The organism is Halorubrum lipolyticum DSM 21995 (genome assembly GCF_000337375.1).
Classification (GTDB): domain Archaea; phylum Halobacteriota; class Halobacteria; order Halobacteriales; family Haloferacaceae; genus Halorubrum; species Halorubrum lipolyticum.
On record NZ_AOJG01000038.1, the window covers coordinates 123,624 to 149,188 of the forward strand.

Below are 25,565 nucleotides of genomic sequence, written 5' to 3' on the forward strand. Positions count from 1 at the left end.
AGCGCCCGATTCGTTCCCGCGCTCCCCCAAGTCGACCTACAGGAACTCCTCGACGTGGTCGGCGACCTCTTCTGGGGTGTCGCCGACGGGGACGCCAGCGTCGTTGAGCGCGTCGATCTTCGACTGCGCCGTGCCCGTCCCGGAGCCGGAGACGATGGCGCCGGCGTGGCCCATGCGCTTGCCCGGCGGCGCCGTGCGACCGGCGATGAAGCCGGCGACCGGCGTGTCCATGTGCTCGCCGATGAAGCGGGCGGCCTGCTCCTCGTCCTCGCCGCCGATCTCGCCGCACATCACGACGGCGTCGGTCTCGGGGTCGGCCTCGAACGCGTCGAGGGCGTCGATGAACGAGGTCCCGATGATCGGGTCGCCGCCGATACCGATGGCGGTCGTCTGGCCGATGCCGCGCTCGGTGAGGTTGTCGACGACCTGGTACGTCAGGGTGCCGGAGCGGGAGACGAGCCCGACGTTACCGTCGGAGAAGATGTTGCCGGGGAGGATGCCGAGCTTGGCCTCGCCGGGCGTGATGATCCCGGGGCAGTTCGGGCCGATGAGGCGGGTGTCGGTCTCCGTCAGGCGCTTGTTCACCTTCGCCATGTCCTGGGTCGGGATCCCCTCGGTGATCGCGACCGCCAGGTCCAGATCCGTGTCGAGCGCCTCGAAGACCGCGTCGGCGGCGAACGCCGGCGGCACGAAGACCACGGAGGCGTCCGCGTCCTCCGCCTCGACGGCCTCGTCGACGGTGTCGTAGACGGGGACGCCGTCGACCTCCTGCCCGCCCTTGCCGGGCACCGCGCCGGCGACGACGTTGGTGCCGTACTCGATCATCTGGCCGGCGTGGAACTTGCCTTCCCCGCCGGTGATACCCTGCACGACCACTCTGGTGTCGTCGTCGACGAAAATGCTCATTGGGTCACCTCCTCGGCGTTCTTCACCGCGCGCTGGACCGCGTCCTCCAGCGTCTTCTCGACTTCCACGAGGTCCGTGTTCAGGATCTCCATCCCCTCCTCGGCGTTCGTGCCGGCGAGCCGGACGACCACCTTCTTGGGGATCTCGTCGAACTGCTCTAAGGCCTCGTTGATCCCCTTGGCGACCTCGTCGCCGCGGGTGATCCCGCCGAAGATGTTGAAGACGACGGCGTCGACGTTCTCGTCGGAGAATACCATGTCGAGCGCCTGCGTGACGCGCTCTGCCTTCGCGCCGCCGCCGATGTCGAGGAAGTTGGCGGGCGCGCCGCCGTAGTAGTCGACCAAGTCGAGGGTCGTCATCACGAGCCCGGCGCCGTTGCCGATGATGCCGACGTTACCCGAGAGGCGGACGTAGTCGAAGCCGTACTCGCCGGCCTTCCGCTCGAGGTCGTCCTCGTAGGACTCCTGGGCCATCTCGGCCAGCTCGGGCTGGCGGAACAGCGCGTCCTCGTCGATGTTCATCACGGCGTCCGCGGCGACCACGTCCCGGTCGCTCGTGATCATGACGGGGTTGACCTCGATCTCCGAGGCGTCGTTCTCCTCGTAGAGGTCGTACAGCGTCGAGAGGATCGACGCCACGTCGAGCGCCACGTCGGCGTCGACGCCGGCCTCGTAGACGACCTTCCGGGCCTGATACGGGTGGAGCCCGAACGCGGGGTCGACGTGCTCGCGCGCGATGGCGTCGGGGTTCTCCTCGGCGACCTCCTCGATGTTCACGCCGCCCTCGGTCGAGACCATCAGGACCGGTTTGCCCTCGCCGCGGTCCATCGTGACGCCGACGTACAGCTCGTCGACGAAGTCGACGCCCTGCTCGACGAGGACCGAGTCGACCGTGTACCCCTTGAGGTCCATCCCGAGGATCTCCTCGGCGTACTCCTCGGCCTCCTCGCGGTCGGTCGCGATCTTGATCCCGCCGGCCTTGCCGCGGCCGCCCACGTGGACCTGCGCCTTGATCGCGGCCGGGTAGCCGATCTCGTCGACGGCGTCGAGCGCCTCGTCGACGGTCGTCGCGAGCCGGGAATCCGGTACGGGGATCCCGGCGTCGGCGAAGATAGTCTTCGCTTGATGTTCGTGTAGTTTCATCCGTTTTCAACCCGGACCGACGGCGGCTTAAATGGTGCCGATCCGGCTCGCGCGGCTGGCTGGCGTCGCTCGACTGACACCGCCGAGCGCGGGGCGCGCCCCCTCACTCGAACGTCCAGTTCGTCTCGACCGCCGGGGGATCCGCCAGCGTCTGGTAGACGACGCAGTACTTCTCGGTGTACTTCCGAAGCGCCGAGCGGGTGTCCTCGTCGATGTCGCCGTCGACGGTGACGTCGAGACGGAGATCCTCGAACCCGACCGGGGCCTCGTCGTCGACGCCCATCGTCCCGCGGAGATCGAGGTCGCCGCTGGCTTCGACGCTGACGTCGGCGTCGACGCCGAAGCTCTCGGCGACGGCCTGCGCGGTCAGCTGGGAGCAGGCGGCCAGCGCGCCCAGCAGGAGGTCGCCCGAGCAGGCGCCCCCGCCGGGGCCGCCGGCGCCCTCGTGTAACTCCGCCTCGTAGATCGCCCGGCCGATGTCCACGCTACACGACCGGGCGTCGTCCTGCTCTTCGCCGGTCGCCGACAGCGTGATCTGGGCCGCCTCGGGGTTCTCCTCGTACTCTCTCTTCAGCGGTTCCTGATCTGCTCGCAAGTCACTATCAGCCATGCGTGTCACTCACTCTCGCTCACAAAAAGCGTTCTGCCGACCTCGGTCGCCGCCTCCCCACCGTCTCTCCCTGCCTCTTCACCGCATCTTCACAGCCTCTTCACCGCATCTTCACAGCCTCTTCACCGCATCTTCACAGCCTCTTCACCGACGCTCAGTCGTCGTCGCCGAGGATGACGCGGTGGGTCATCGCCTCGGGGTCGAGCACGTCGTCGGCCTCCTCCTCGGTGAGGTAGCCGGCGTCGATCGCGGCCTCGCGGACGCTCTTGCCCTCTTGTAACGCCGTCTTCGCGACCTTCGACGCCTTGTCGTAGCCGATCGCGGGGTTCAACGCGGTCGCGAGCGCCATCGACTGCTCGACGCGGGTCTCGCAGTGCTCCTCGTTGGCCTCGAGCTTCGCGACGAAGCGCTCGCCGAACGTCGCCGCGGCGTTCGAGAGCAGCTCCGCGGACTCGAGGAAGTTGTGCGCGATGACGGGTTTATAAAGGTTCAGGTCGATCTCGCCGCGCGCGGCGCCGGCCGAGACCGCGGCGTCGTTGCCGACGACCTGCTTGTGGACCTGGTTGACCGACTCGGCGACGACCGGGTTGATCTTGCCGGGCATGATCGAGGAGCCGGGCTGGTTCTCGGGCTGCTCGACCTCTCCCAATCCGTTTCGCGGGCCGGAGGCGAGCAGCCGCAGGTCGTTCGCCATCTTGTTCAGGCTGCCCGCGACCGTGCGGAGCGCGCCGTGGGCCTCGGCCATCGCGTCGTGGGCGGCCTGCGCCTCGAAGTGGTTGTCGGCCTCGCGGAACGTCGTCCCGGTCTCGTCGGAGATGTACTCCGCGGCGAGCTCGGGGAAGTCGGGGTGGGTGTTGAGGCCCGTGCCGACCGCGGTGCCGCCCAAGGCGAGCTCGCGGAGGTTCGGCTGGACGCCCTCGGCGCGCTCGATCCCCTTCGCGACCTGGGTCCGGTAGCCGCCGAACTCCTGTCCCAGCCGGATCGGGGTGGCGTCCTGCAGGTGGGTGCGGCCGGTCTTGACGACGCCGTCGAACTCGGTCTCCTTGGCCTCGAGCTCGGCGTGGAGCGTTTCGAGCGCGGGCACGAGGTCCTTCTCGACCGCCTCGAGCGCCGCCACGTGCATCGCGGTCGGGATCACGTCGTTGGACGACTGGCCGTAGTTGACGTGGTCGTTGGGGTGGACGACGCGGTCGCCGATCTCGGCGCCGGCGATCTCGGCGGCGCGGTTGGCGATGACCTCGTTGGCGTTCATGTTCGAGGAGGTGCCGGAGCCGGTCTGGAACACGTCGACCGGGAACTGGTCGTCGTGGTCGCCGGCGATGACCTCGTCGGCGGCGGCGACGATCGCCTCCGCGGTGTCGTCGTCGATGAGGTCCAGATCGCGGTTCGCCTGCGCGGCCGCCTTCTTCACGACGCCGAGCGCGCGGATGAACCGGCGGCTCATTCCGATCCCCGAGATGGGGAAGTTCTCGACGGCGCGCTGGGTCTGCGCGCCCCAGTAGGCCTCCGCCGGCACCTGCATCTCGCCGAGGCTGTCCTCCTCCGTCCGGTAGTCTTCGCTCATACGTGCGCGTTCCCGCGAGACCGGGTAAAAGCTACTGGAAGCGAGCCGGGCGAGACGCGGACGGGAGCGAGAGCCGACCGGGAACGCGACCCCGACCATCGCGGCCTCGTCCGCTCCGTCGGTCGCTCACTCCCGGTCCGTCGCCCATCCCGCGAGCGCGACGAACCCGAGCGTCATCCCGAAAAACAGCAGCAGCACCCAGCCGAACCCCGGCGCGAGCGCCTCGCCGCGGAGGAACTGCGCCCCGAGGAACCCGGCGGCGACGACCGCGACGATCGGCCGCGACGCGTCCCGCAAGCGATACAACAGGGAGGGCGGAAGCCGCATGCGACGGCGTTCAACGGCCTGGCACCTAAAAGCCGACGCCGCCGATCTGCGGGCGGTGGTCGTCGCGCGGCGGGCGACGTCCGCCGTCGCTCAATACGCGATCAGCACGACCGCGACGACGGCGGCGCCGATGCCGGCGACATCGCTCAGGGCGAGCGAGTCGCCGAGGGCGACGACGCCGATCCCCGCGGCGACGACGAAGTACAGCGCCGTGATCGTCGTCGCGATCCCCGCCGCGCCGGCCTGCAGCGCCGCGTAGTACGCGATCGCGCCGACTCCGGAGGCGACGCCGGCGAGCGCCGCGATCCCGATCGCGGTCGGGTCGGTTCCGAGGACGGTCGTCCCCCGGTGGAGGACGTACAGTCCGGCGACGCCGATCCCGACAGTGTACGAGACGATCATCGCCGCCTCCGGCGCCATCGACCGCGTCGCCACGTCCGCCAACACCGCCCAGAACCCCCACGCGACCGCGCCGATCAGCGCGAGTCCGATGACGTGGTTCACCGGTCCGTCCCCACTACTCCTCGACCGGGAACAGCCCCGCCTCGCGGAGGTCGTCGTCGAGGGCGCCGTCGCCGTGTTCCGCGTACGCCTCGGGGGTGTACGTCTTGATCTCCAGGGCGTGGACCGACCGGGTCATGTGGTCGCCGACGGCGTCGTACACGCGCTGGTGCTGGTCGACGAGCGACTCCCCCTCGAAGGCGGGCGAGACGACCCACGCCGCGAAGTGGGCGTCCTCGTCCTCGTCGTCATGGACGCGCGGGGTCGTCACCCGGGCGACGGCGTCCGGAATCCCGTCCTCGATGAGATCGGCGATCGCCGACGGATCGATGGTCATACGCGCCATCGGGTCCGCCTCGTCAAAAAGCGACCGCATGGTCGGCGGCCGGCGCCGCGCTCGTCTCCCGCCCCCGCTTCCGGTTCGTTCGGCTTCGACACCGGTTCAGCCGCGGTCTCGATCAGCTCTCGGTCTCGTTCGCGGCCGTTCCGTTCTCGGCGTCGCCCGACCCGTCGCCGGTCTCGTTTCCGTCGGTCGTCGACCCGTCGCTCTCGTCGCTTTCCGCCTCATCCTCTTCGCCTTCCCCGTCCTCTTCGTCTTCTTCGCCTTCGGCGTCCTCTTCGTCTTCTTCGCCTTCGCCGTCGTCGCCATCGCCGTCCTCATCGTCCTCGTCGTCCCCGTCGATCTCGTTCACCTCGACGTCCCGCCCCGCGACGCCGCTCCCGGAGATCACGGGTTTGAGGATGTAGCCGTTGTTCTTGCCCCGTTTGACGACGTTGATGTCGAAGACGAAACTGACCGGTTCGTCGGGGCTGACATCGAACCCGTTCGTGATCTGGAGCTTCTCGCTCGGGAGCTTCACGTCGACCTCCTCGCCGTCGACGATCCCCTCGACCGTCGTGACGGAGAGCTCGATCTTCTCGTAGCTTCCGGCCGGGATCTCGCCGTCGAACACGGCCATCGCGTCGTCCTCGATCACCTGCGTGAGGTCGACCGTCGCGTCGTCGAGGTCGACGACGGTGAAGCCGCGGTCGGACTCGTCGTCTTCCTCACCGTCGTCAGATTCGTCTTCTTCTTCGTCGCCGCCGTCGGCTTCGTCGCCCTCCTCTGCGGTTCCGTTCGCGGGATCGTCCTCCTCGCTCTCGTTGCCGGTTTGGTCGCTCCCGTCGTCTTCTTCGTCCTCATCTTCATCTTCCTCCTCATCCTCTTCGTCATCCTCATCCTCTTCGTCATCCTCATCCTCGTCTTCGTCCTGCGCCTCGAAGAGCCGTGCCTCGTCGAGGGTGACGTTCAGCCGGTCGAAGTCGCCGATGTCGGCCGGCGCGTCGCTGATGAGCAGTCGAAAGTTGCCGGTGAGCGTCTCCGAGCCGTCCGAGCCGTCGGAACCGTCCGAGTCATCCGGGGCGTCGGAGCCGTCGGACGAGGTGATCCCCCCGTCGCCGGCACAGCCCGCGAGCATCGTCGCGCTCGCGCCCGCACCGAGAGCGACGAACTCCCGCCGCCGGTAGCCGTCGGTGGGGGTGTCCTGCGAGCGGTCGTCGCCTGTCGTCCGCGGTCGGTCCGTCATGGTGAGTCACCGAACGGCCCCCACACGGGTATATAAGGGAGATCCTCTGCCCGAATTTGTGCGGATCAATCCCGTTTTGCACGGGCTCGCCTCGGTCATTTATAAATAGACGGCAGCTCCGCCGCCGACGGCTACGGTTCGGCCGTCTCGATGCCGGCCTCCTCGACGACGCGCTTCGCGTGGCGCGTGGCGCGCTCGCGGACCGCGTCGGCGTCGATCCCGACGTGCTCGCCGCCGTCGTACCGCACCCGACCGTCGACCATCGCGAACGTCACGTCGTCGCCGTGAGCGGCGTACACGAGGTGCGAGAGCGGGTCGTGGAGCGGGGTGGCGCGGGTGCGGTCGGTGGTGAGTCCGATCACGTCGGCGCGCCGGCCCTCGCGGAGGGTGCCGAGGCGGTCGAAGCCGGCGGCGCGCGCGCCGTTCGCCGTCGCCATCTCCAGCACCGTCTCGGCCGGGAGCCGCGTCGGGTCGCGGGCGTCGACCTTCCCGAGCAGGCTCGCCTGCCGCATCTCGGTAAAGGGGTCGAGGGTGTTGTTGCAGGGCGGGCCGTCGTTGCCGAGCGCGACAGTGACCCCGCGGTCGAGGTAGTCCTGTACGGGGGCGATCCCCGAGGCGAGCTTCATGTTCGAGGAGGGGCAGTGGGTGACGACCGTGTCGGTCTCGGCGAGCACCTCGCGCTCGCGCTCGTCGGTGTGGACGCAGTGCGCGAGCGTCACGTCCGGTCCCGTGAGCCCGACCTCGTCGAGCCACAGGATATTCCGGTGTCCCGTGTCCGCCTCCACCGTCTCGATCTCGTCCTCGTTCTCGCTGGCGTGGGTGTGGATCGTCACGCCCTCGTGGCGGTCGGCGAGGTCGCGGCAGCCCCGCAGGCACGCCTCGCTGCAGGTGACGGCGAAGCGAGGGGTGACCGCGTAGCGCACCCGGCCGTCGGCGGCGCCGTGGTACTCGCGGATCAGGGCCTCGCTCTCGGCGAGCGCGGCGCCGGTGTCCTCGAGCAGGCCCGCGGGCGAGTCGCGGTCCATCAGCACCTTCCCGAGCCGCGCGCGGATCCCCGTCTCGATCGCGGCCTCGAACGCCTCCGCCGCGTGGTTGACGGAGAGGTGGTCGACGACGGTCGTCGTCCCGCTCTCGAGGCACTCGAGGTACCCGAGCTCGGCGGCGGCGCGGGTCGCGTCGGCGTCCATCGCGGCCTCCATCGGGAGCACGGCGTCGAACAGCCAGTCGAGGAGCGCGGCGTCGTCGGCGATCCCGCGGCCGAGCGACTGCACCGAGTGCACGTGGCCGCCGACGAGTCCGGGCGCGACGACGTCGAGTTCGCGCCGGTCGTGGTCCGGGTACGCCTCGCGGAGGGCCTCGGCGTCGCCGACCGCGGCGATCGTCTCCCCCTCGACGACGACGGCGCCGTCGGGGATCACGGTCTCGGGGTCGGCGATGACGGTTCCGGCGATCAGCATGTCCGTCCGTTCCTGACAGTCGGCTCTTAAGAGGGTGTCCCTCGAAGGTCGACGGCGGCCGGACCGGTGGATCCCTCGTCTGGCGCTAATCGAGTTCCCGCTCTCGCTCGCGCTCGCCGCGGTCGCGTGCGCCGCGTCGGTCCCGGCCGTCGGCATCGCCGACGCGACCCTCGAGCTCCTCCGTCTCCAGCAGTCGATCGAGCTTCCGCTCGAACTCCTCCTCGCCGATCTCGCCGGTCGCGTACCGCTCGCGAAGCGTCGCCAGCGGGTCGTCGGTCGCCGTGGGTGTCGACGCCGACTCCCCGCCCGTGCTCTCGGACTCGACGAGCGGGAAGTCCTCGCCGAGCAGCAGTACCAGCGGGACGAGCACGAAGAACCCGAGGATGAACGTGGCGGGGATCAGCGCTCCCAGTACCTCTGGGAGGAGGACGGCGAACAGCGACGTGAGCCCGAACGAGAGGATCGCGATGAGCCCGATCAGGCGCTTCTTCTCGAACGTCGGGAGGGACATACGCGTGAGGTTTCGACGAATCAACAAAAACGTACTGCCGGGCGGTCAGCGGTCGGGTCGCCGGGGGCGCCGTCGGCCGCGACCGACGGCTATTCGTTCCGGCCGCCCGCATCCCGACCCGTGCTCAGATACGTGACGACGAACCCCGGGAAGGTGCGCGAGGCGGAGCGCTACCTCCGGGACGGCTCGGTGGAGCGGCTCGACTTCGACTACCCGGAGATTCAGGCCCCGGAGCTGGGGCCGATCGCCGCGCAGGGCGCGCGCGAGGCGTACCGCCACGCGGGCGAGCCGGTGCTCGTCGACGACGCGGGGCTGTTCGTCGAGGGGCTCGACGGCTTCCCCGGCCCGTACTCCTCGTACGTCGAGGAGACGCTGGGGGTCGAGCGCGTCCGCGACATCGCGGCCGACCTCGACGACCGGCGGGCCGCGTTCCGCTGCGTGCTCGGCTACTGCGACGGCGAGGGGTTCGCCGCGAGCCCGGACCCGGTCGATCGGGGGGACCGGAACGCGGCCGCGGCGGCGGGACCGGGCGGAGCCGGCGACGAGGGCGGAGCCGGCGAGCGCGGCGCGGCCGAGACGCTCCCGGTCAAGCTGTTCGAGGGGTACGTCCCCGGCCGGATCGTCGCGCCGCGCGGGGAGGGCGGGTTCGGCTACGACCCGATCTTCGAACACGACGGCGAGACCTTCGCCGAGATGGACACCGACCGGAAGAACGCGGTGTCGCACCGGGGCCGCGCGTTAGAGAAGTTCGCGGAGTGGTACGCGGAGCGGTGATGCGGGTCGAAACGCCGGCTACGCCGCGTCGCCAATAGACGCAGCGAGCAGGTCGCAGCCGAGTTCGATCTCGCGCTCGGTGACGTCGAGCGGCGGGAGGACCCGGAGCACGTCGTGGCCGCACGCCAGCGTGAGCAGGCCTCGGGAGAACGCGTTCTTCAGGACCGCGTCGCGGCGCTCCTTGGAGTCAAACTGTAACGCGAGCAGCAGCCCCTTCCCGCGCACGTCGTCGACACCCGGGAGGTCGGCGTCGCGCATCGTCTCTTTGAACTGTCGCCCCCGGACCGTGGCGTTGTCCATCAGGTCGTGCTCGCGGATCGCGTCGAGCGTGAGCGCGCCCTGCGCGGACGCGATGATGTCGCCCGCGCCCCACGTCGACGAGAGCCGGCTCTTCTCCGCGGGGAACACGTCCGAGCGGGAGATCGTCGCCCCGACGCGAAGCCCCTTCGCGCTGGTGATCACGTCGGGTTCGAGCGCGTAGTGGTCGGAGCCCCACATCTCGCCGGTGCGCCCGACGCCCGACTGGATCTCGTCGGCGATCAGCGTGATGTCGTGTTCGTCGACGAGGGCGGCGATCTCGTCGGTGAACGCGTCGGAGGGGAACCGGTAGCCGCCCTCGCCCTGGATCGGTTCGAGGATGAGGTACGCCACGTCGTCGGGGTCGACGTGCCCGCGTTCGGGGTCGAGCTTCCGGCGGAGCTGCGAGACGCCGTCGGCGAAGAAGCCGCACGAGCAGGTCTCGGCGGTGCAGTTCCGGTCGTCACAGAACGGCGCGTCGTGGACGCCGCTTATCTCGGGGAAATCGCGGCGGTACACCGATTTGGAACGGTTGAGCGAGAGCGCGCCGAGCGTCCGGCCGTGGAACGCGCCGTCGAACGCGATCGCGTGTTTGGCGCCGCCGGAGTCGTCGTACGCGATCTTGATCGCGTTCTCGACCGCCTCCGCTCCGGAGTTCGAGAGGAAGACGGTGTCCATGTCGTAGTGGGCGGTGACCTCGGTGAGCCGCTCCATCAGGCCGGACGAGCCCGGGAGCCCGTCGCCGGGCGACTCCCCGCCGGCGACGTAGAAGTCCTGGCCCGCGATCTTCAGCGGGTCGACCAGGTCGAACTCGGCGAGCGGCTCCATAATCTTCGGGTTGTTGTACCCGAGCGGCGCGGCGGCGACGTGGCTCGTGAAGTCCATGAGGACGTTGCCGTCGACGTCGGTACAGAAGGGGCCCTCGGCGGGCGCGGTCCGGTCCCAGACGAACTCGTAGACGTACGTGCTCGGCGCGGCCGACTCGTGGTGGTACTCCACCCACTCCCGTGCGCGGTCGCCCGGGAGGTCGGCTACGTCGGGCGTGGCGGTGTCGCGATCCATGCCGACGTGTGGCTCCCGGGGAGAATAAACCAAAGGCGATCCGCGCGAAGTTGGAGAAACGTCCAACTCCCGGGGCGAACCGCTCGGGCGTGGACAACGCGCAGAACGGAGGAAGAACCCGAACTAGAGGGAGAAACCCGAACTGGAGGAGGAAGACGGGGACGCGAGAAGCGGTAGAGACGCGAGGGACGCCAGAGACGAGAGACTGATCGCTACGGACCGCCGGGTCCGCCGGCGGAGTCGACCGATCGGTACTCGACCGGTCAGTGGTCGACGTACTGCGCTTCCCACTCGGTCCGCGCGTCGATCTCGCGTCGCCCGCGCCTGGTCAGCGTGTAGTAGTTCGTGCGCCGGTCGCGTTGACCCTTCTCGACGAGCCCCTTCTCGACGAGCGTGTCGAGGTTGGGATAGAGCCGCCCGTGGTGGATCTCCTTTTCGTAGTAGTCTTCGAGCTCCTCCTTGATAGCGAGTCCGTGAGGCTCGTCCAAGCCGGCGATCACGTAGAGCAGGTCACGCTGGAAACCTGTGAGGTCGTACATGCAACGGCTCATACATACCTATCCTGAATAAATAAATATACCGTTATAAGAAGCGTCTATCTCATCATCACACCCGCGTAATGCGCGGATTTCACGGGATCCGTTCTGTCAGCGGATCAACCGTCTCTCCGATTCGACCGCCGTTGAGCCGCCGCGAGTTCGTTTCTACGCTTTGACGTATCCGCCGCGTCGGGAGATCGACGCGCTGAGTCGAGCCACGGTACAAACAGTGTCGGGCGTTCTCGGCGGCTTGCGGGCGATCGAGGTTGGGTTTCGGAGCGAACGCGAGTGCGGGCTCCGGAGCGATCGCGAGCGTGGATCCGGTGTCGATCGCTGTCGATCGCCGTCGATCGCTGTCGATCGATGGTCGCCCGCTCGCGACGGCGCCGTCGCTCTTCGGTATTGGTAGTCGGTCGGAAAGAGGCGCGCCCGACGCGGAAAAAAGCCGCGTCGGGCGTGCCATTGGTCCCCGCTGACGCTTCGGCCCTCCAGACGAAGCGTCACCTGTCTGTACAGGGTACCAGTTGATAAACCTAACGAGCGCGCGCTACATGTGTTCTTCTTCTAACACCCAGCCGAGCGCGCGCTTGTAGTGGGTGAACAGCTCCTCGACGCCGCGGTGGTTCATCTCCTCGTCGTCGAGCTGCTCGCGGAGGAACTCGTACTGCTCGCGAACCTCGTCTTCGGAGCGCATGCGTACGGATACGGGTCGTGCCGGGATAGTGTTGTGGCCGCGGTCGATCCGTTTTGATGATCGAGAGATACTCTTGTCTATTTATAAATGGGTGCTAGCAGATTGACTGTGAAGACCTCCAAAGCCCCAGCCGCGACGACTCGCGTGACTCGCTGCGGTCCTCGGTCGTTCGCTCCGCTCACTCCCTGCGGTCCTTGCGTCGTCAAGCGTCGTCCTCGCGGCAGCGAGGCGCTTCGCGCCTCTGGAAGCCGGCGGCGTTGCCGCCGGCGACTGCCCCTTTGAGTCCCACCCCGCANGCTTCGCTCGGGCGACCGACTCCCTCGCGCGACGCTCCTCGCGGGCCGATGGCCCGCTCGGAGGCGCGCGCCACCGCCTCGTCTTTATAAGTGGTTGCCGTCGCGGTTCCCCCTCGCACCCCGCTCGCCCGGAACGATACGTTGATACGTCGACCGGCGATACTCGATGAGACGATGGACGACCGGACGCGCGAGTACCTGAAAGGGCGGTTCGGCGACTACTACCGCCGGGCCTCGCCGGCGCTCCCGCCGGACGCGAACCTCCGCGAGTGGGGCCACATCCCGTGGACGCCCGGGTCGGGCACGACGATGCTCCGGCACCAGTCGCTGTACGACCTGGGCGACGTGGACACGTTCTTCGCGGACAACGCGCCCCGGCACGCGTACTTCTCGGCCGCGCGCTACGACGACCCCGGCGCGTCGACGATGTCGGGGAAGGGGTGGCGCTCCGCCGACCTCGTCTTCGACCTCGACGCCGACCACCTCCCCGGAGTCGACCCGGAGACCACTTCGTACCCCGAGATGCTCGCCGAGTGCAAGCGTGCGCTCCTGCGACTCCTCGACTTCCTCGACGGCGACTTCGCGTTCGACGACCTCTCCGTCGTCTTCTCCGGCGGACGCGGCTACCACGTCCACGTCCGCGACGAGAGCGTGCGGGAGCTCGACAGCGAGGCGCGCCGCGAGGTCGTCGACTACGTCCGCGCGATCGACCTCGACACCGAGGGGTTGATCCGGACGGTCTCCGAGCGCGGCACGACCAAGCGCGTCCTCCGCACCGAGGGCGGCTGGGGCGCGCGCGTCCACGAGGCGCTCGTCGCGTACGCCGACGACCTCCGCGACATGGACGAGGACGCGGCCCGAGAGCGCCTGATGGAGCTCGAGGGCATCGGCGAGGGGCGCGCTGAGACGATCCTCGGCGCCTTCGAGCGCAACCCGACCGCGGTCCGCGAGGGCAACGTCGAGGCCGGCGGCCCCGGCGTTCGCCGCCTCGTCTCCGCGCTGGCCGCGCGCGTGACCGCGACCGACACCGCGCCGATCGACGAGCCGGTCACCACCGACACCCGGCGGCTCATCCGGCTTCCGGGGACGCTCCACGGCGGCTCCGGGCTCGTCGTCACGCCGATCGCACGCGACGAGCTGGACGCCTTCGACCCGCTCCGCGACGCGGTCCCGGACCGGTTCGTCGGCCGCGAGATCCGGATCGAGACCGACGCCGATCGGACGGTAGAATTAAACGGCGAGCGCGTTAGAGTTGAACCCGGTAGAAACACCGTGCCCGAGTTCGCGGGGGTCTTCCTGATGGCCCGCGGCGAGGCGCGGAAAGCCCCCGAACGATGAACCTCGACGAGCTCAGATCGGCCCAGGCGAAGGAACGCCGCAAGGACAGCCTCCAGCACCTGCGGGACTCCTTTTACGACGACGTGGCCGCCTACGTCGCCGACCTGCGCGCGGCCCGCGACCGCCGCGCGGAGCAGGTCGACAAGCCGTTCTCCGACGACGACGTGCGCCGGATGTCCGACGAGGTCGAGACGGCAGAGGAGGTCGCGGAGGCGCTGTACGAGCGCCGCGTCGGCAAGGTCGTCAAGCTCGCGTCGTTCGCCGCGGCGGACATGTCGGTCGACGCCGACGGCATGACCGCGGAGGAGCGGCAGCTGTTCGACGACCTCGTCGACCGGATCGGCCAGAACAAGTCGCGGGTGCTCGACGTGCTCGCCGGCGAGGCGCCCCCGACGCCCGCAGACGAGGCGGCTCCGCCGAGTCCGTCCCCGCCGACGAACGAAAGCGCGGCTGCGGACCCGGCGCCGCCCGCCCCGGACCCCGAGCCCCCGGTCGAAACCCCTCCGAGGGGTGACGACGGGGCGGCGAACACCGGAGAAGCCGAAGAGGCCGGAGAGACCGGGGTGAGCGGCGACGCGCTCGCGGGCGCCATGGGCGGTCCGGACGGAGAGGTGGCAGACGCCCTCGACGCGTCGACCGACGCCACGACCGACGGCGGGTCGCGCGCGGCCGACGGCCCGACCGCGGACGGCGACGCGACCGCGAGCGACGGTCCGACTCCCGTCCCGCCGGAGCCCGCCCCGCCCGGAGCGCCCGGAGCGTCCGGCGCGGACTCGGACGGAGATTCCGACACGCCCGCGGGCGACGACGCGCCGGCGGTCGACGGAGCGACCGCGAACGCTCCCGACCGCGCCACGGTCAGAATCACCCGCGACGTGGGGTCGATATTCGGCGTCGACGAGCGGGAGTACGACCTCGCGAACGAGGACGTCGTGACCCTCCCCGACGAGAACGCGGAGCCGCTGGTCCAGCGGGACGCCGCGGAGCGACTCGACTGAGGCCGTTTCTCGATGTCCGTCGCCGCCGACAGCGTCGACGGCGCCGCCACGCGAGCGCTCGGCGCCGCGGCCACGCTGTTCGCGCTCGGCGGGATCGCGGTCGCCATCCTCCTCGACCCGACGTTCTCGTGGGCGAGCGACGCGCTCTCCGATCTGGGGGTCCGCGACCCGAGCGCCCCCGCGTTCAACTGGGGGCTCGTCCTCGGCGGCCTCGCGGGCGTCGCCTACGCCGTCGGCCTCCGGCGGTCGGCGGCGAGGGGCGGGAGAACCGCTGCGGTCCGCGCAGCGGTCCTCGCGCTGGCGATGATCGCGATGGCCGGCGTCGGCGCCTTCGACCTCACGGAGCCGCTCCACGGTCCGGCCGCAGTCGGGTTCTACGCCCTCGTCACGGTCGCGTTCGCCGTCGACGGTCTCGCGCGTCGCGGGACGGCGACCGGACGCGTCGTCCTCGCGTTCGCTCCGGTCCACGTCGCCGTCTGGGCGACGTTCGCCGCGGGGTGGTGGCCGGTGTCCGGGCTCGCGCTCCCGGAGCTACCCGGCGCGCTCATGCTCGCGGCGTGGGTGTGGGCCCTCGGTCCCCTGCCGGTGCTCGGCCCCGCCGAGCCGCGATCCGGAGGGGCCCGGACCGACGAGCACTAACGCCGCGAGGGAGTAGGCTTCGGCCATGGAGGTCGAGTTCCTCGGTGGCGCCCGCGAGGTGGGTCGGAGCGCGGTCCTCGTCGACGACGCGCTCCTCCTCGACTACGGCCTGCTGACCGCGGACCCCCCGCAGTACCCCCTCCGCGACCCCGAGCCCGACGCCGTGGTGGTCTCGCACGGCCACCTCGACCACGTCGGCGCGGTGCCGGCGCTGTTGAAAGGGGACCGCCGACCCGCGATCCACTGGACGCCGCCGACCGCGGAACTGGCGCGAGTGTTGGCGCGCGACACCTTGAAGCTCCACGGCAACAGCCCCCTCTGCCCCTTCTCGGAGGAGCACGTCGCGCGGCTCGGCGAGGTCGAGGAGCGCCGCGCCTACCGGGAGCCGTTCGTCGTCGAGGCGGGCGGAACCGCGTACGAGGTGACGCTGTTCAACGCCGGCCACATCCCCGGCTCCGCGCACGTCCTCCTGGACGACGGAGAGACTCGCCTGCTGTACACGGGCGACTTCCACACCGACGACCAGCGGCTGGTCTCGGGGACGACCGATCGACCCGCCGCCGACGCCGTGATCTGCGAGTCGACGTACGCGGACGTGACCCACGAGGACCGCCGCGCCGTCGAGGACCGCTGGGCCGAGAGCGTGCGGACGACGGTCTGGGAGGGCGGCACCGTCGTCGCGCCGGCGTTCGCGATCGGGCGGACCCAGGAGCTCATGCTCGTCGCCGACGCCAACGACCTGACGCCCTACGTCGACGGGATGGGCGTCGAGGTGACGCGGCTGGTGCGCCGGCACCCCGAGTTCCTCCGGGACCCGAAGGCGCTCCGCCGGGCGAAGGGCGCCGCGCGCTTCGTCACCGGGCGCGACGGCCAGCGCGAGCGGATCGCCGGCGACAACGAGTTGATCGTCACCACCTCGGGGATGCTCGCCGGCGGCCCGGTCCACTCGTACCTCCCGGAGATCCGGGGGAATCCGACGAACAAGGTGACGCTGACGGGCTATCAGGTCGAGGGGACGCCCGGCCGCGAGCTCCAGGAACACGGCCGGCTGGCGATACACGGCACGGTGCGGCCCGTCAGCGCCCGGGTGGAGTCGTACGACTTCTCCGCGCACGCCGACCGGGGCGGGCTGGAGGCGTTCTTGGAGTCGTATCGCGGGGCGCGGGTGTTGGTGAACCACGGCGACCGCTGCGAGGCGTTCGCGGAGGACCTCCGGGCGGACGGGTTCGCGGCGAGCGCGCCGGAACTCGGGGAGCGGATCGAGGTATAACGGGATTCAGTCGTCCTGTTCGTCGACGACGGAGGTGTTCGACACGGTTTCGGCGTCTAGCGGCACGTCGGCGAAGCCGACACCGCTTCCTGCCCCGGGGCTGGCGTGGTTCTCCCCGTTCCAGTTCGGGTGGAAGAACGCGATCCCCTGTTCCGGGAATTCGATTGCCGCCATGCGCTCGTCCGACGCGTTGGACGGGAGCTGTGGTCGGACGGGTGCCGACGTGTTCAGCGTCGAGACCGCCTCAGCGCGGAGCGTTCCCTCGGAGCCGTCCGCACCCGGCTCGGCGTCAGTGAGCCACACGACCGCCTCGACGGTTCCGTCTCGGTCGTCGGCGTCGACGAACGCGTTTCCGACCCCCGTGTATCGGACCCCTGTGACGTTCGGCTCCCCGGACTCGCACGTCACGGTGTGGGTGCGGTCCAGGGAGACGCTGACACCGCTCCCGCTCCCGTCGGCCTCGAACAGGAGCGGAACCGTCTCTCCCTCGGAGCAGCGCAGCGTGACGTCGACCGCGGCGACGCCTCCGCGGTCGAGCGACGACGGGGTCTCGACCGACTCGAGAGTCGCGTCCGTCGAACCGCGGTCCGCGATCGAGACGTCGACGTCGAACTCGTCGAGGTCGGTCGCGAACTGGTTGCGGTACTCGACGACGGCCGCGGACTCTCCGCCGTTGACCTCGTCGGCCGCCGGCGCGTAGCCGAGGTACGCGCCCTCGTCGTCGGTGACGTTCGCGGTGACGCCGCGGTCGGCGCTCATCGCCGTGAACCCGGCGGTGCCGAAGATCAGCCCGACCGCCGCCGCGAACGCGAGCACGAGGCTCAGCGTCCGCAGGGCGCTCACGCGGGCCGGTGGCGATCGGGTGACGGCGCTCATCGTCGCTCGCGGAGCTCGGGCGGTTTCTCGGTGTTGCCGAGGCGCGCCCGGCGGCCGATGACGTGATGGGCGGCGGCGGAGATGCCGAAGGCGGTCGCGGTGAACACCCCCACGTCGAGCGCTTCGAGCCCGGCGAACCCCGGCGTTCCCGCGGCGACGGCGAGCAGGAGGGAGACGGCGACGCCCGCGAGCCCGACGTAGTAGAGGCTCCACGGGATCTCCCGGCTGCGGAGGACCTCGATATAGATGTCGAGCCCCTCCAGTTCGGGCGTCGGCTCGACGACGTTCGCCTCCTCGTCGACCGTCACCACGTTCTTCTCCTCCAGCTTCGGCAGATGCGTTCGCTGGAGCGTGCTGTACACGTTCCGGCGGTCCTCGTACCGGACCTCGCCGGGATCGACGCCGCGCTCCCACGCGGTGACGTGCGTGGAGAGCTCGGAGATGTCGATCGGCTCCTCCGCGCGCTTGAGCGCGTGGATGACGAATCGTCGCCGCCTGTTCGACAGCACCTCGAAGACCTCGTCTTCGGACAGTTCACCCCCGTTCCGGACCGGTTCGTTCGTCGTGGCAGCCGTAGGGACCATGAATGTGAGCACCCCGATTCCGCGCCGGCGGATCCGCCTCCCCCAAACCGGCGATTTTCGCTTGTACCGTGTGTAACACTCTGTCATAAATTGGTAGGATAGTTAACTAGAAATGACAAGAATACTGTCACGAACAGGGTCGGATCGTCGGTCTACCGAGCGACACCTGAGGCCGGTATGTACTCACGACCGGTTCTTCAGGGAGTCCTTGATTACCGGAAATCCCGTTTAAAAGGATTTAGGCGCCGTTTACCCGGATTCAGGCTCGCCACGATACGAGCGACGAGGAGCGCCCTCGGCGCATCGAGCCGCCCCCGCCACGCATCGAGGTCGGCACGCGAACATGTCGAGAATATCATAACGAAGTACCTCTCCCCGTATGGCTTATCCGAGCGCTCCCGGCCCGGACGTCCGGGTTGCGGGGGTGCGTGAACACAGGTGAGAGACGACATGGAACGACGCAAATTCGTGATCGGTCTGGGATCGCTCGCTGCCGGCGGGGCAGCTGCAACAGGGACTGGTGCGTTTACGGCCGCAGAGCTCAGCCCTCGGACTGCAAACATCGGTGTTGTCAATGATAGTAATGGGCTGATTGGACTCGAACCCGGTGGAACTGATTTAGTCTACGATGAAGACGGGCAGCTGAAGATTGACTTCAATCCAGATAGCGCAGACGGAGCCGGCGTCAATCCCAATTCCACCTATCAGGTCGGTGGTCTCGGCGGAATTGACAACCTTAACGAGATTCCGGGCGAGCCAGATGTTGTCGATTCCGTGGAAACGCTGGCTATCGACACGGATACAGGAATTGAGACAGAATGTGCGTTCCAACTTCTCAATCAATCAGGCGAGGCGCGCGCCGTAGAAGTCACCTACGACGCAAATGGCGACTTCCCCGACAGTGCCAGTGTCTATATGATCTCCCACTATGATAGTGGAAGCGACGAATCCGAAGAGGTCAGTGCACTAGTAGCAAAGGCTACTCCGGATGCTCGCCGTGCGAGCATCCTGTACACTGACGACGCCGACTGGTCGGAAGATGTTGGCTCCGGTGACACGGTCAAGGTTTCTCTGATCGTCGAAGTTGGAGATACTGAACCTCCGGCTGATCTCAGTGGAGAGATCACGGTGAGAGCGGGAAGTCACGATGATTTCATCGATCCGGATCCCCCGGAATAACTAGCCATCAATGAACAGGCGAGATGTCATGGTCGGGCTGGGAGGGCTGGTCGGCACCGCCGGCTTAACCTTCGGAACCGGCGCCTTTAGCTCTGCAGAGATCACGAGGGAGTCAAACATAACCGTCGTCAACGATAGCGACGCCCTACTCGCGCTGATCCCGAATGAGGAGATCGCAGGAGTGTATACCGACAGCGGCGAACTGACTATCGACATCGGTAAAGAGAACGGAGGGGTAAATATCAACTCCGTCTACCAGTTCGGAGAATTCGTCAAGAGAGACGGTGTCGATCACCTGACAGAGGGAACATTCACGCTCGTTACCGACGACAACCCTGCGGACATCAGTAATAATCAGGAGAGTCTGGAGTCCGCCTTTGCGATCGTGAATCACACCTCACGGGAACTAGAGATTACTGTCTCATTTAAGATCAATGACGATATAGAGGATAGAAGCGACACCATGTACGCCTTCGAGCTACAGACCTCGAAAGGTAACCAAGGCGAGCGGATCGCTAAGACGACCAGCCCGATCGATAACGGTACGGCGTTTACCGAGACGTTATCAGTCGGCGACTCGTTCGGGGTTTCCTTCCTCGTGAACTCTCTCGGAGGCACGACGGATGACGAGATCTCCGGAACGCTAACTGTTAGCGCAGCGGCAGTTTAACTCCTAATTCTACTTTTTGTTCTTCAGTATTCCCCAGGGGGTGGCTCGATGACTGCGTGAGAATTGGGTTTATCCTGCAAAACGACTTATACCCGAATTAGTGAATATTTTTAGATCATTGCTCTCTCAATTCACTATCGAGCACGCAGTACTTCGGTATCTATACCTCGATCCCGCTACCGGTGCCGACCCAGAATGCGACGACATTGCTGGCTCTCGTCACCAGTACGGCGACCTTTTCCGCTTTCCATCCGCCCGTCAGTCGTGGACAGTCCCGCCGATCCCGTCGACGACAAGGACACACTCTAGCCGGGTGACAATCCCTACCGATGTCGACGGAAACGACGGACACGAGGGCACATTTCCGAGGATGACCCTCAAATCACGCCGGCGGGATCGATATGGCTTCGGTCGCCCCTTTGGAGGCGCTTTTCCACATTACCGACGAGAGCGACGCGGACGCCGAAGCATGGATCGATCACGGGAGAGTGACGGGCGTTACCGCTGTCGTTGACGGCGAGCCGGTCGAGAATCCAAAAAGTCACGCGACTCACGCCCGAGGACAATGCTGTTCCGGTCAGTATCGAAGTCGACACCCGCGTCGTCGACATCGCATCAGGCCGTCCGACTCATCGACGGGATATCGATTCACACCCGGATCGCAGAGCCTGAGGAGCAAGGAGGTGTCAATGACGACGACACGGGATCGGGTGAAGCATCAGACGTGGGATCGGTCGCTGGGCGGGCGGTCACATTGAAAACGGAGAGAAGTCGCGGCGTTCACCGACTCGATGGAGCCTACGCCCCGCCGTCGGTGTACGCCCAGTCGTCGAGGACGCGATCGGCGCTCGCGTTCGCCTCGGCGGGGCTGGGACAGTCTCCGGCGACGACCTCGCCGGCGAGGTCGCAGGCGAGCGTGTACACGGCGCTCCCGTCGGCGCGGTCGGCGACGCGCTCGAAGGTGGGGCGGTAGGTGGCGGCCGTGCGCTGTCCGGTCTCGTCGAGGGAGGCGTCGATTGCGTACTCGAGCTGGCGGACCGCTTCCTGTGGTTCCATACGCGTCCTTCTGACCCGAACCCACTTAAGTGTACTCGGATTCGGAATTGAGTTAATTATTCCCCGTCGCGCCGCTCGTGAGACCGACGCCGACGCTCGTCCCTGGCGAGATCGACGTTTATACGCGTCCGGGGGACTGAGCGTGCCCATGGCTGACACTGACGAGCGCGCCGCCGTCGCCGAACGCGCGGCGCGGGCCGGCGCGCGGGTCGCGAACGACCGGTTCCGGAGCGACATCGCGGTCGAGACCAAAGGCGAGGACGACGTGGTGACGGAGGCGGACCGCGCCGCCCAGCGCACCGTGATCGAGGCGATCCGCGAGACGTTCCCGGACGACGCGGTCGTGGGTGAGGAGGAGGACGAGCGCAAGACGGTCCCCGAGCGGGGGGCGGCGTGGGTGATCGACCCGATCGACGGCACCAACAACTACGTCCGGGACATCCGCGTGTGGGGGACCGCGGTCGCGGCCGTCGTCGACGGCGAGCCGGTCGCGGCGGCCACCGTCGCGCCCGCGTTGGGCGACGTGTACACCGCCGACGCGGACGGCGCGTACCGCAACGGGGAGCCGATGCGCGTCAGCGACGTGTCCGACCCGCGGCGGGCCGCGGTCGACCCGACGCTCTGGTGGGACTTCGACTCCCGCGACGAGTACGCCGCCGCCTGCGAGGCGATCGTCCGGCGTTTCGGCGACATGCGCCGTCTCGGCGCCGCACAGGTCGTGTTACCGACCGTCGCCGCGGGCGGCTTGGAAGGGACCATCTCGAACCTGCGGGCGAACCCGTGGGACTCCGTCGCGGGCGTGTTTATGGTCCGACAGGCCGGTGGGAAAGCGACCGACTTGGAAGGGAACCGCTGGCGACACGACTCCACGGGGCTCGTCGTCTCGAACGGGGCCCTCCACGACGAGGTGCTCGAGGCGGCACGCGCGATCGACGGGCTCGACTGAGGGGGAGCGCCGAGACGGGGTCCGCTCACGGCGACGGCGACGGACCCCGCTCGCGCCGCACGGCGAGGGCGCCGTGGTAGAGGATGGTCGCGCAGACGAACAGCGCGGAGCCGACGAGCAGGACGAAGCTGACCCGGTCGAGAACGGGCATCGAGAGCCACGCGGCCGCCTCGCCGAGCGCGACGGCGACGCTCGCGACGAGGAGCATGAGCCCGAAGTAGACGGTCACGTCGTCCTCGTCCACGTACGCGGTCGCCCCGGAGCCGATCCGGGCGCCGAGCGCGCTCCCGAGCAGCAGCGCGGTGACGATCCCGAGGTCGATCACGCCGGCGCGACCGTAGGTGAACGCCCCGACGCCCCCGGAGAGCAGCCCGGTGAACAGGCTCGTCCCGACCGCCGCCGCGAGGGAGGTGCCGATCACGTAGTAGATCGCCGGCATCCGGACGAAGCCGCCGCCGACGCCGAGGAAGCCGGAAATCACTCCGACGCCGGCGCTGACGCCGGAGATGGTCCACAGCGACGCCCGCTGTCCGTCCGCCAGCGTCATCATCGGCGGGACCTCGTACGACTGGACTTTTTGCGCGATCGCGGGGACCTCGTCGCCGCCACCGGTCTCACCGTCGGTCTCGTCGTTGGCCTCGTCGCCGTCGCCGCCGGTCTCGTCGCCGTCGTTCAGCGCGCTCCGCGTGAAGAGGAGGCCGATGGCCGCGAGCACGAGGACGTACGCGACCCCGACGACCGCCTCCGCGACGCCGAGCACCTCCAGCCCGAACACGAGCCGGCTGCCCGCCTCGATCCCGAGGGCGATCCCGACGAACATCAGCGCGCCGAGCCGGTAGTCCACCTGTCCCGAGTCGTGGTGTTTCATCGTCGCGATCACGGCGGTCCCGAACACGAACGCCATCGAGCTCCCGATGGCGACCGGCGCGGAGTAGCCGAGGATGAGCAGCGCGGGGGTCACGAGGAACGACCCGCCCATCCCGAAGAAGCCGAAGAACACCCCGACCATGAAGCCGAAGACGACGAAGAGGGCGAACAGGTCGGGCGTCAGTCCGAGTAGCGCGAACATCTATCTCCGGGCGATCCGTCTGAAGACGACCGGACCGAGCCGGTCTTCTACGACCCCGTACCCCGCGTACAACAGCACGGCCTCGAGGACCACCACGCCGATCACGGCGAGCGCCGCCACCGTCGGCGACGCGCCGGGCAGCAGCTCCGTCCCGGTCATCGGTCTCCCCCTCCGCGCGGCGCGCTCGCGGTCGACGGCCCCCACTCCCGCGGTCCGATTTCAGTCATACATCATCCGTAGCAGTCGGTGAGCTATAACAGTTTTGGGTTTACTATACAATACTATATCCGTATGACGAACGCGGCACGATCCGTAACTTATGACGAGGTTATCAACTCCCGCACCTAGATCCCGTCGGCGTGGGAAAAATCGCCGTCTGACGAGCAGTGGCTGACGTGAACGAGCCTCACACTCGGTTCGCAACCGATTCCTGTTCGCTCGTCGCGAGCGATATCGCCGTCAGCCGGTCACGTGGTTGTGCAAAAATTCGACCATTCTATCGCACGGGATCGTCGTCGCGGCCGTCGATCCTACTGTTCCGGCTCGTCGTCGAGATACCGGTCCGGGAGGAACGGTGACAGCGCGGGCGGCGCGTACGGGGCGATCTGGGCCGCGAGCTCCGCGAGGTAGCGGCGAGTCATCGTGTACACGGCGGCGACGACGAGCGTGCCGAGCACGATCTGCTCGAGCGGCCCGTTGACTAGGTAGAGGAGGGGAAGCGACAGGCCGACCGAGAGCGCGAGGTCCTCGACCGCGCCGTCGTACCGCACGAGCCGGCGCGGGGCGACCCACGTCCCGCGGTAGTGGTCGTACACGGCGCGGTCGGAGTTCCCCTCCCACGGGCGCAGCTCCAGCCCGCCGCCGTACACGTCCGCGACGCTGTGAACGGCCGCCCCGAGGAGGAACAGGGCGGCGGCGACGGTCGCCGCCGCCGGCGCTGCGAGCGCCACGAGGAGGGCGAGCGCCGCGAACACGGTGTAGTACACGGGGAAGTGGAGGGTCTTCCGGTGTCCGACGTACATGTCGAGATCCGGGAAGAGGCCCCCGAGGAACCCGGCGACGAAGCCGATCGGCGCCAACTCCGGGGCCACGCGCACCAGCGGCGCGGCGAGCAGCATCCCGCCGAGCACGTGGGTCGGAAGCATCATTGTGGCCTAACCGAAGCGACAGATACCTATTAACGTATCGGCGGGACCGTGAGGGATGTTGACGACGGGCTTGCAGGGGCCTCGACGGCGGCCTCACAGAGAGGCGTCGACACCGGGCTCGCGGGGACGCCGCCGACGAAATCGCGCCCCACGACGGCGTCCTTATGCCGATGGAACCCGGTGACGGCGTATGCTCATGACGCCGGGACCGACCGCGGTCCCCGCTCCAGTCCGCGACGCGATGAGCCGCGAGCTGATAAACCCCGACGTGGACCCCGAGTTCCACCGGATCTACGACCGGCTGACCGACCGACTGGCGACGGTGTACGGGGTCGATCGAGACGACGCGGCTGCGGGGCCGGCCCGCGACGTCGTCGTCCCCGGCGGCGAGGGGATCTTGGGGCTCGAGGCCGCGATCGCCTCGCTGGTCGAGCCCGGCACCGAGGTGTTGTGTCTCTCGAACGGGCTCTACGGCGACGGCTTCGCCGACTTCGTCGAGTCGTACGGCGGCGAGGCGACGCTGGTCTCGGCGGAGTACGACGACTCCCTCCCGCTCGCGGAGCTCGAGTCGGTCCTCGCCGACGCCGACCGCGAGTTCGAGGTCGCGACGATGGTCCACTGCGAGACGCCGACGGGGACCCTCAACGACCTCGGGCCCGCGCTCGACCTCCTGGAGGAGGCGGACGGGGAAGTTCTCACCGTCGTCGACGCCGTCTCGTCGCTCGGGGGCGTCTCGGTGCCGACCGACCGGATCGACGTCTGTCTGGGGGCCTCTCAGAAGTGTTTCAGCGCGCCGCCGGGGCTCACCACCGCCGCGATCAGCGAGCGCGCGTGGGCGGCGATGGACGAGCGGGACCCGCACTCGCTGTACACGAACTTCCTCCCGTGGCGCGACACGTCGGAGGGGTTCCCGTACACCCACCTCACGACCGAGGTCGTCGCGCTCGACGCGGCGCTCGGGCTGTGGCTCGACGAGGGCCTCGACGCGGTCCGGCAGCGACACCGGACCGCGGCGGCGCGGTGTCGCGAGCGCGGCGCGGAGCTGGGGCTGGAGCCGTTCCCGGACCCCGAGCGGAGCTCGCCGACGGTGACGGCGTTCGAGGTGCCCGGCCGGGCCGAGGAGGTGCAGACGCGGCTCCGCGAGGACCACGACGTGCTCCTCGCGACCGGGTTGGCAGAGATGGCCGACGACGTGTTGCGAGTCGGGCACATGGGACACAACGCGCGGGTCGAGCGCGTGGACGAGGCGATGGACGCGCTGGCGGACGTGCTGTAAGTAGCCGGTAGATCGGTCGCGGGTGAATCCGGTTTTGACGCGTACGTTCGTTTATAAAGTGGTTACTTCCGATTCGGTGGCGAACGCCTCCGAAGGCCCAGCCGGTCACTTATAAGTCGTTGACAGCGATCCGGCGGTGAACACATCCAAAGCCCCAGTCGGTGAGGCGGGCGCACGCTCGCTGCGGTCCTCGGTCGTTCGCTTCGCTCACTCCCTGTGGTCCTTGCGTCCCCTGCGCCCGCCTCACCGACTGCCCCTTTGAGTCCCACCC

General features: G+C 68.4%; 28 protein-coding genes. 9 read left to right on the forward strand and 19 right to left on the reverse strand.

Going from position 1 to position 25,565, the window contains the following annotated elements:
- Positions 1 to 36: 36 nt before the first annotated feature.
- From sucD to C469_RS13700, 10 genes are all read right to left on the reverse strand, one after another.
- Positions 37 to 906, reverse strand: a complete 870-nt coding sequence (gene sucD, locus C469_RS13655; protein WP_008007555.1) for a succinate--CoA ligase subunit alpha — start codon at positions 904 to 906, stop codon at positions 37 to 39.
- Positions 903 to 2,048, reverse strand: a complete 1,146-nt coding sequence (gene sucC, locus C469_RS13660; protein WP_008007556.1) for an ADP-forming succinate--CoA ligase subunit beta — start codon at positions 2,046 to 2,048, stop codon at positions 903 to 905. The genes sucD and sucC overlap by 4 nt, the downstream gene beginning before the upstream one ends.
- A 103-nt stretch (positions 2,049 to 2,151) precedes the next feature.
- Complete coding sequence (locus tag C469_RS13665) at positions 2,152 to 2,658, reverse strand: OsmC family protein (protein WP_049911445.1); 507 nt, start codon at positions 2,656 to 2,658, stop codon at positions 2,152 to 2,154.
- 154 nt (positions 2,659 to 2,812) lie between these two features.
- A complete protein-coding gene (locus C469_RS13670; protein ID WP_008007560.1) occupies positions 2,813 to 4,222 on the reverse strand; it encodes a class II fumarate hydratase in 1,410 nt (469 codons plus the stop codon).
- Between the two features lie 126 nt (positions 4,223 to 4,348).
- The gene (locus C469_RS13675; protein ID WP_008007562.1) at positions 4,349 to 4,549 is read right to left on the reverse strand and encodes a hypothetical protein; all 201 of its coding nucleotides are present in this window, start codon (positions 4,547 to 4,549) and stop codon (positions 4,349 to 4,351) included.
- Between the two features lie 90 nt (positions 4,550 to 4,639).
- Positions 4,640 to 5,053, reverse strand: a complete 414-nt coding sequence (locus C469_RS13680) for an EamA family transporter (protein ID WP_008007565.1) — start codon at positions 5,051 to 5,053, stop codon at positions 4,640 to 4,642.
- Between the two features lie 13 nt (positions 5,054 to 5,066).
- A complete protein-coding gene (locus C469_RS13685; RefSeq protein WP_049911446.1) occupies positions 5,067 to 5,387 on the reverse strand; it encodes a BolA family protein in 321 nt (106 codons plus the stop codon).
- Between the two features lie 121 nt (positions 5,388 to 5,508).
- Positions 5,509 to 6,615, reverse strand: a complete 1,107-nt coding sequence (locus C469_RS13690; protein WP_008007569.1) for a DUF4382 domain-containing protein — start codon at positions 6,613 to 6,615, stop codon at positions 5,509 to 5,511.
- Positions 6,616 to 6,746: 131 nt separating this feature from the next.
- The gene (locus tag C469_RS13695) at positions 6,747 to 8,072 is read right to left on the reverse strand and encodes a 5'-deoxyadenosine deaminase (protein WP_008007571.1); all 1,326 of its coding nucleotides are present in this window, start codon (positions 8,070 to 8,072) and stop codon (positions 6,747 to 6,749) included.
- 85 nt (positions 8,073 to 8,157) lie between these two features.
- A complete protein-coding gene (locus C469_RS13700) occupies positions 8,158 to 8,583 on the reverse strand; it encodes an SHOCT domain-containing protein (protein ID WP_008007573.1) in 426 nt (141 codons plus the stop codon).
- 120 nt (positions 8,584 to 8,703) lie between these two features.
- Here C469_RS13700 and C469_RS13705 point away from each other — a divergent pair, with 120 nt between their 5' ends.
- A complete protein-coding gene (locus C469_RS13705) occupies positions 8,704 to 9,357 on the forward strand; it encodes a non-canonical purine NTP pyrophosphatase (protein WP_008007575.1) in 654 nt (217 codons plus the stop codon).
- Between the two features lie 18 nt (positions 9,358 to 9,375).
- Here C469_RS13705 and C469_RS13710 read toward each other — a convergent pair whose 3' ends face one another.
- The 3 genes from C469_RS13710 to C469_RS17275 all read right to left on the reverse strand — a co-directional run bounded on the left by C469_RS13710 (position 9,376) and on the right by C469_RS17275 (position 11,949).
- The gene (locus C469_RS13710; RefSeq protein ID WP_008007578.1) at positions 9,376 to 10,716 is read right to left on the reverse strand and encodes an aminotransferase class III-fold pyridoxal phosphate-dependent enzyme; all 1,341 of its coding nucleotides are present in this window, start codon (positions 10,714 to 10,716) and stop codon (positions 9,376 to 9,378) included.
- Positions 10,717 to 10,979: 263 nt separating this feature from the next.
- Entirely contained in the window at positions 10,980 to 11,255 is a 276-nt protein-coding gene (locus tag C469_RS13715; RefSeq protein WP_004046948.1) for a PadR family transcriptional regulator, read from the reverse strand.
- A gap of 547 nt (positions 11,256 to 11,802) precedes the next feature.
- Entirely contained in the window at positions 11,803 to 11,949 is a 147-nt protein-coding gene (locus tag C469_RS17275; RefSeq protein ID WP_008007581.1) for a hypothetical protein, read from the reverse strand.
- A 470-nt stretch (positions 11,950 to 12,419) separates the two neighbouring features.
- Between C469_RS17275 and priS the strand changes: the two genes are divergently transcribed.
- From priS to C469_RS13735, 4 genes are read left to right on the forward strand one after another with little or no spacing between them, the layout of a single operon-like run.
- On the forward strand, positions 12,420 to 13,583 hold the full coding sequence (gene priS, locus C469_RS13720; protein ID WP_008007583.1) for a DNA primase small subunit PriS: 1,164 nt from the start codon (positions 12,420 to 12,422) through the stop codon (positions 13,581 to 13,583).
- Complete coding sequence (locus tag C469_RS13725; RefSeq protein ID WP_008007585.1) at positions 13,580 to 14,581, forward strand: DNA replication complex subunit Gins51; 1,002 nt, start codon at positions 13,580 to 13,582, stop codon at positions 14,579 to 14,581. The genes priS and C469_RS13725 overlap by 4 nt, the downstream gene beginning before the upstream one ends.
- 12 nt (positions 14,582 to 14,593) lie before the next feature.
- Positions 14,594 to 15,220: a DUF998 domain-containing protein gene (locus tag C469_RS13730; RefSeq protein WP_008007587.1), complete on the forward strand. Its 627-nt coding sequence runs from the start codon at positions 14,594 to 14,596 to the stop codon at positions 15,218 to 15,220.
- Positions 15,221 to 15,245: 25 nt separating this feature from the next.
- Complete coding sequence (locus C469_RS13735; protein WP_008007590.1) at positions 15,246 to 16,490, forward strand: MBL fold metallo-hydrolase; 1,245 nt, start codon at positions 15,246 to 15,248, stop codon at positions 16,488 to 16,490.
- Positions 16,491 to 16,496: 6 nt separating this feature from the next.
- Here C469_RS13735 and C469_RS13740 read toward each other — a convergent pair whose 3' ends face one another.
- Together C469_RS13740 and C469_RS13745 are read right to left on the reverse strand one after the other, a co-directional pair.
- Positions 16,497 to 17,366 carry a hypothetical protein gene (locus C469_RS13740; protein ID WP_008007591.1) on the reverse strand — a complete coding sequence of 290 codons (870 nt, stop codon included), beginning with the start codon at positions 17,364 to 17,366 and terminating at the stop codon, positions 16,497 to 16,499.
- The gene (locus tag C469_RS13745) at positions 17,363 to 17,950 is read right to left on the reverse strand and encodes a DUF7344 domain-containing protein (RefSeq protein ID WP_008007593.1); all 588 of its coding nucleotides are present in this window, start codon (positions 17,948 to 17,950) and stop codon (positions 17,363 to 17,365) included. Before C469_RS13745 ends, C469_RS13740 begins: the two co-directional genes overlap by 4 nt.
- 450 nt (positions 17,951 to 18,400) lie before the next feature.
- Between C469_RS13745 and C469_RS16895 the strand changes: the two genes are divergently transcribed.
- Together C469_RS16895 and C469_RS13755 are read left to right on the forward strand one after the other, a co-directional pair.
- Positions 18,401 to 19,129 carry a hypothetical protein gene (locus C469_RS16895; RefSeq protein ID WP_147587313.1) on the forward strand — a complete coding sequence of 243 codons (729 nt, stop codon included), beginning with the start codon at positions 18,401 to 18,403 and terminating at the stop codon, positions 19,127 to 19,129.
- Positions 19,130 to 19,157: 28 nt separating this feature from the next.
- Positions 19,158 to 19,799: a hypothetical protein gene (locus C469_RS13755; RefSeq protein ID WP_008007597.1), complete on the forward strand. Its 642-nt coding sequence runs from the start codon at positions 19,158 to 19,160 to the stop codon at positions 19,797 to 19,799.
- A 798-nt stretch (positions 19,800 to 20,597) separates the two neighbouring features.
- Here the strand turns inward: C469_RS13755 and C469_RS13760 are convergent.
- Complete coding sequence (locus tag C469_RS13760; RefSeq protein WP_008007599.1) at positions 20,598 to 20,855, reverse strand: hypothetical protein; 258 nt, start codon at positions 20,853 to 20,855, stop codon at positions 20,598 to 20,600.
- Positions 20,856 to 21,003: 148 nt separating this feature from the next.
- On the opposite strand from C469_RS13760, the gene C469_RS13765 reads away from it, so the two are divergent.
- Positions 21,004 to 21,801: an inositol monophosphatase family protein gene (locus C469_RS13765; protein ID WP_008007601.1), complete on the forward strand. Its 798-nt coding sequence runs from the start codon at positions 21,004 to 21,006 to the stop codon at positions 21,799 to 21,801.
- A 25-nt stretch (positions 21,802 to 21,826) separates the two neighbouring features.
- On the opposite strand, the gene C469_RS13770 is transcribed toward C469_RS13765, so the two are convergent.
- The 3 genes from C469_RS13770 to C469_RS13780 all read right to left on the reverse strand — a co-directional run bounded on the left by C469_RS13770 (position 21,827) and on the right by C469_RS13780 (position 24,018).
- Positions 21,827 to 22,870 carry a sulfite exporter TauE/SafE family protein gene (locus C469_RS13770; RefSeq protein ID WP_008007603.1) on the reverse strand — a complete coding sequence of 348 codons (1,044 nt, stop codon included), beginning with the start codon at positions 22,868 to 22,870 and terminating at the stop codon, positions 21,827 to 21,829.
- Positions 22,871 to 23,029 carry a DUF7512 family protein gene (locus C469_RS17280; protein WP_169330837.1) on the reverse strand — a complete coding sequence of 53 codons (159 nt, stop codon included), beginning with the start codon at positions 23,027 to 23,029 and terminating at the stop codon, positions 22,871 to 22,873.
- A gap of 371 nt (positions 23,030 to 23,400) precedes the next feature.
- A complete protein-coding gene (locus C469_RS13780) occupies positions 23,401 to 24,018 on the reverse strand; it encodes a hypothetical protein (RefSeq protein WP_008007607.1) in 618 nt (205 codons plus the stop codon).
- 190 nt (positions 24,019 to 24,208) lie between these two features.
- Here C469_RS13780 and C469_RS13785 point away from each other — a divergent pair, with 190 nt between their 5' ends.
- Positions 24,209 to 25,294 (forward strand): pyridoxal-phosphate-dependent aminotransferase family protein, encoded by a 1,086-nt coding sequence (locus C469_RS13785; protein ID WP_008007609.1) that lies wholly within the window; start codon positions 24,209 to 24,211, stop codon positions 25,292 to 25,294.
- Positions 25,295 to 25,565 lie beyond the last annotated feature (271 nt).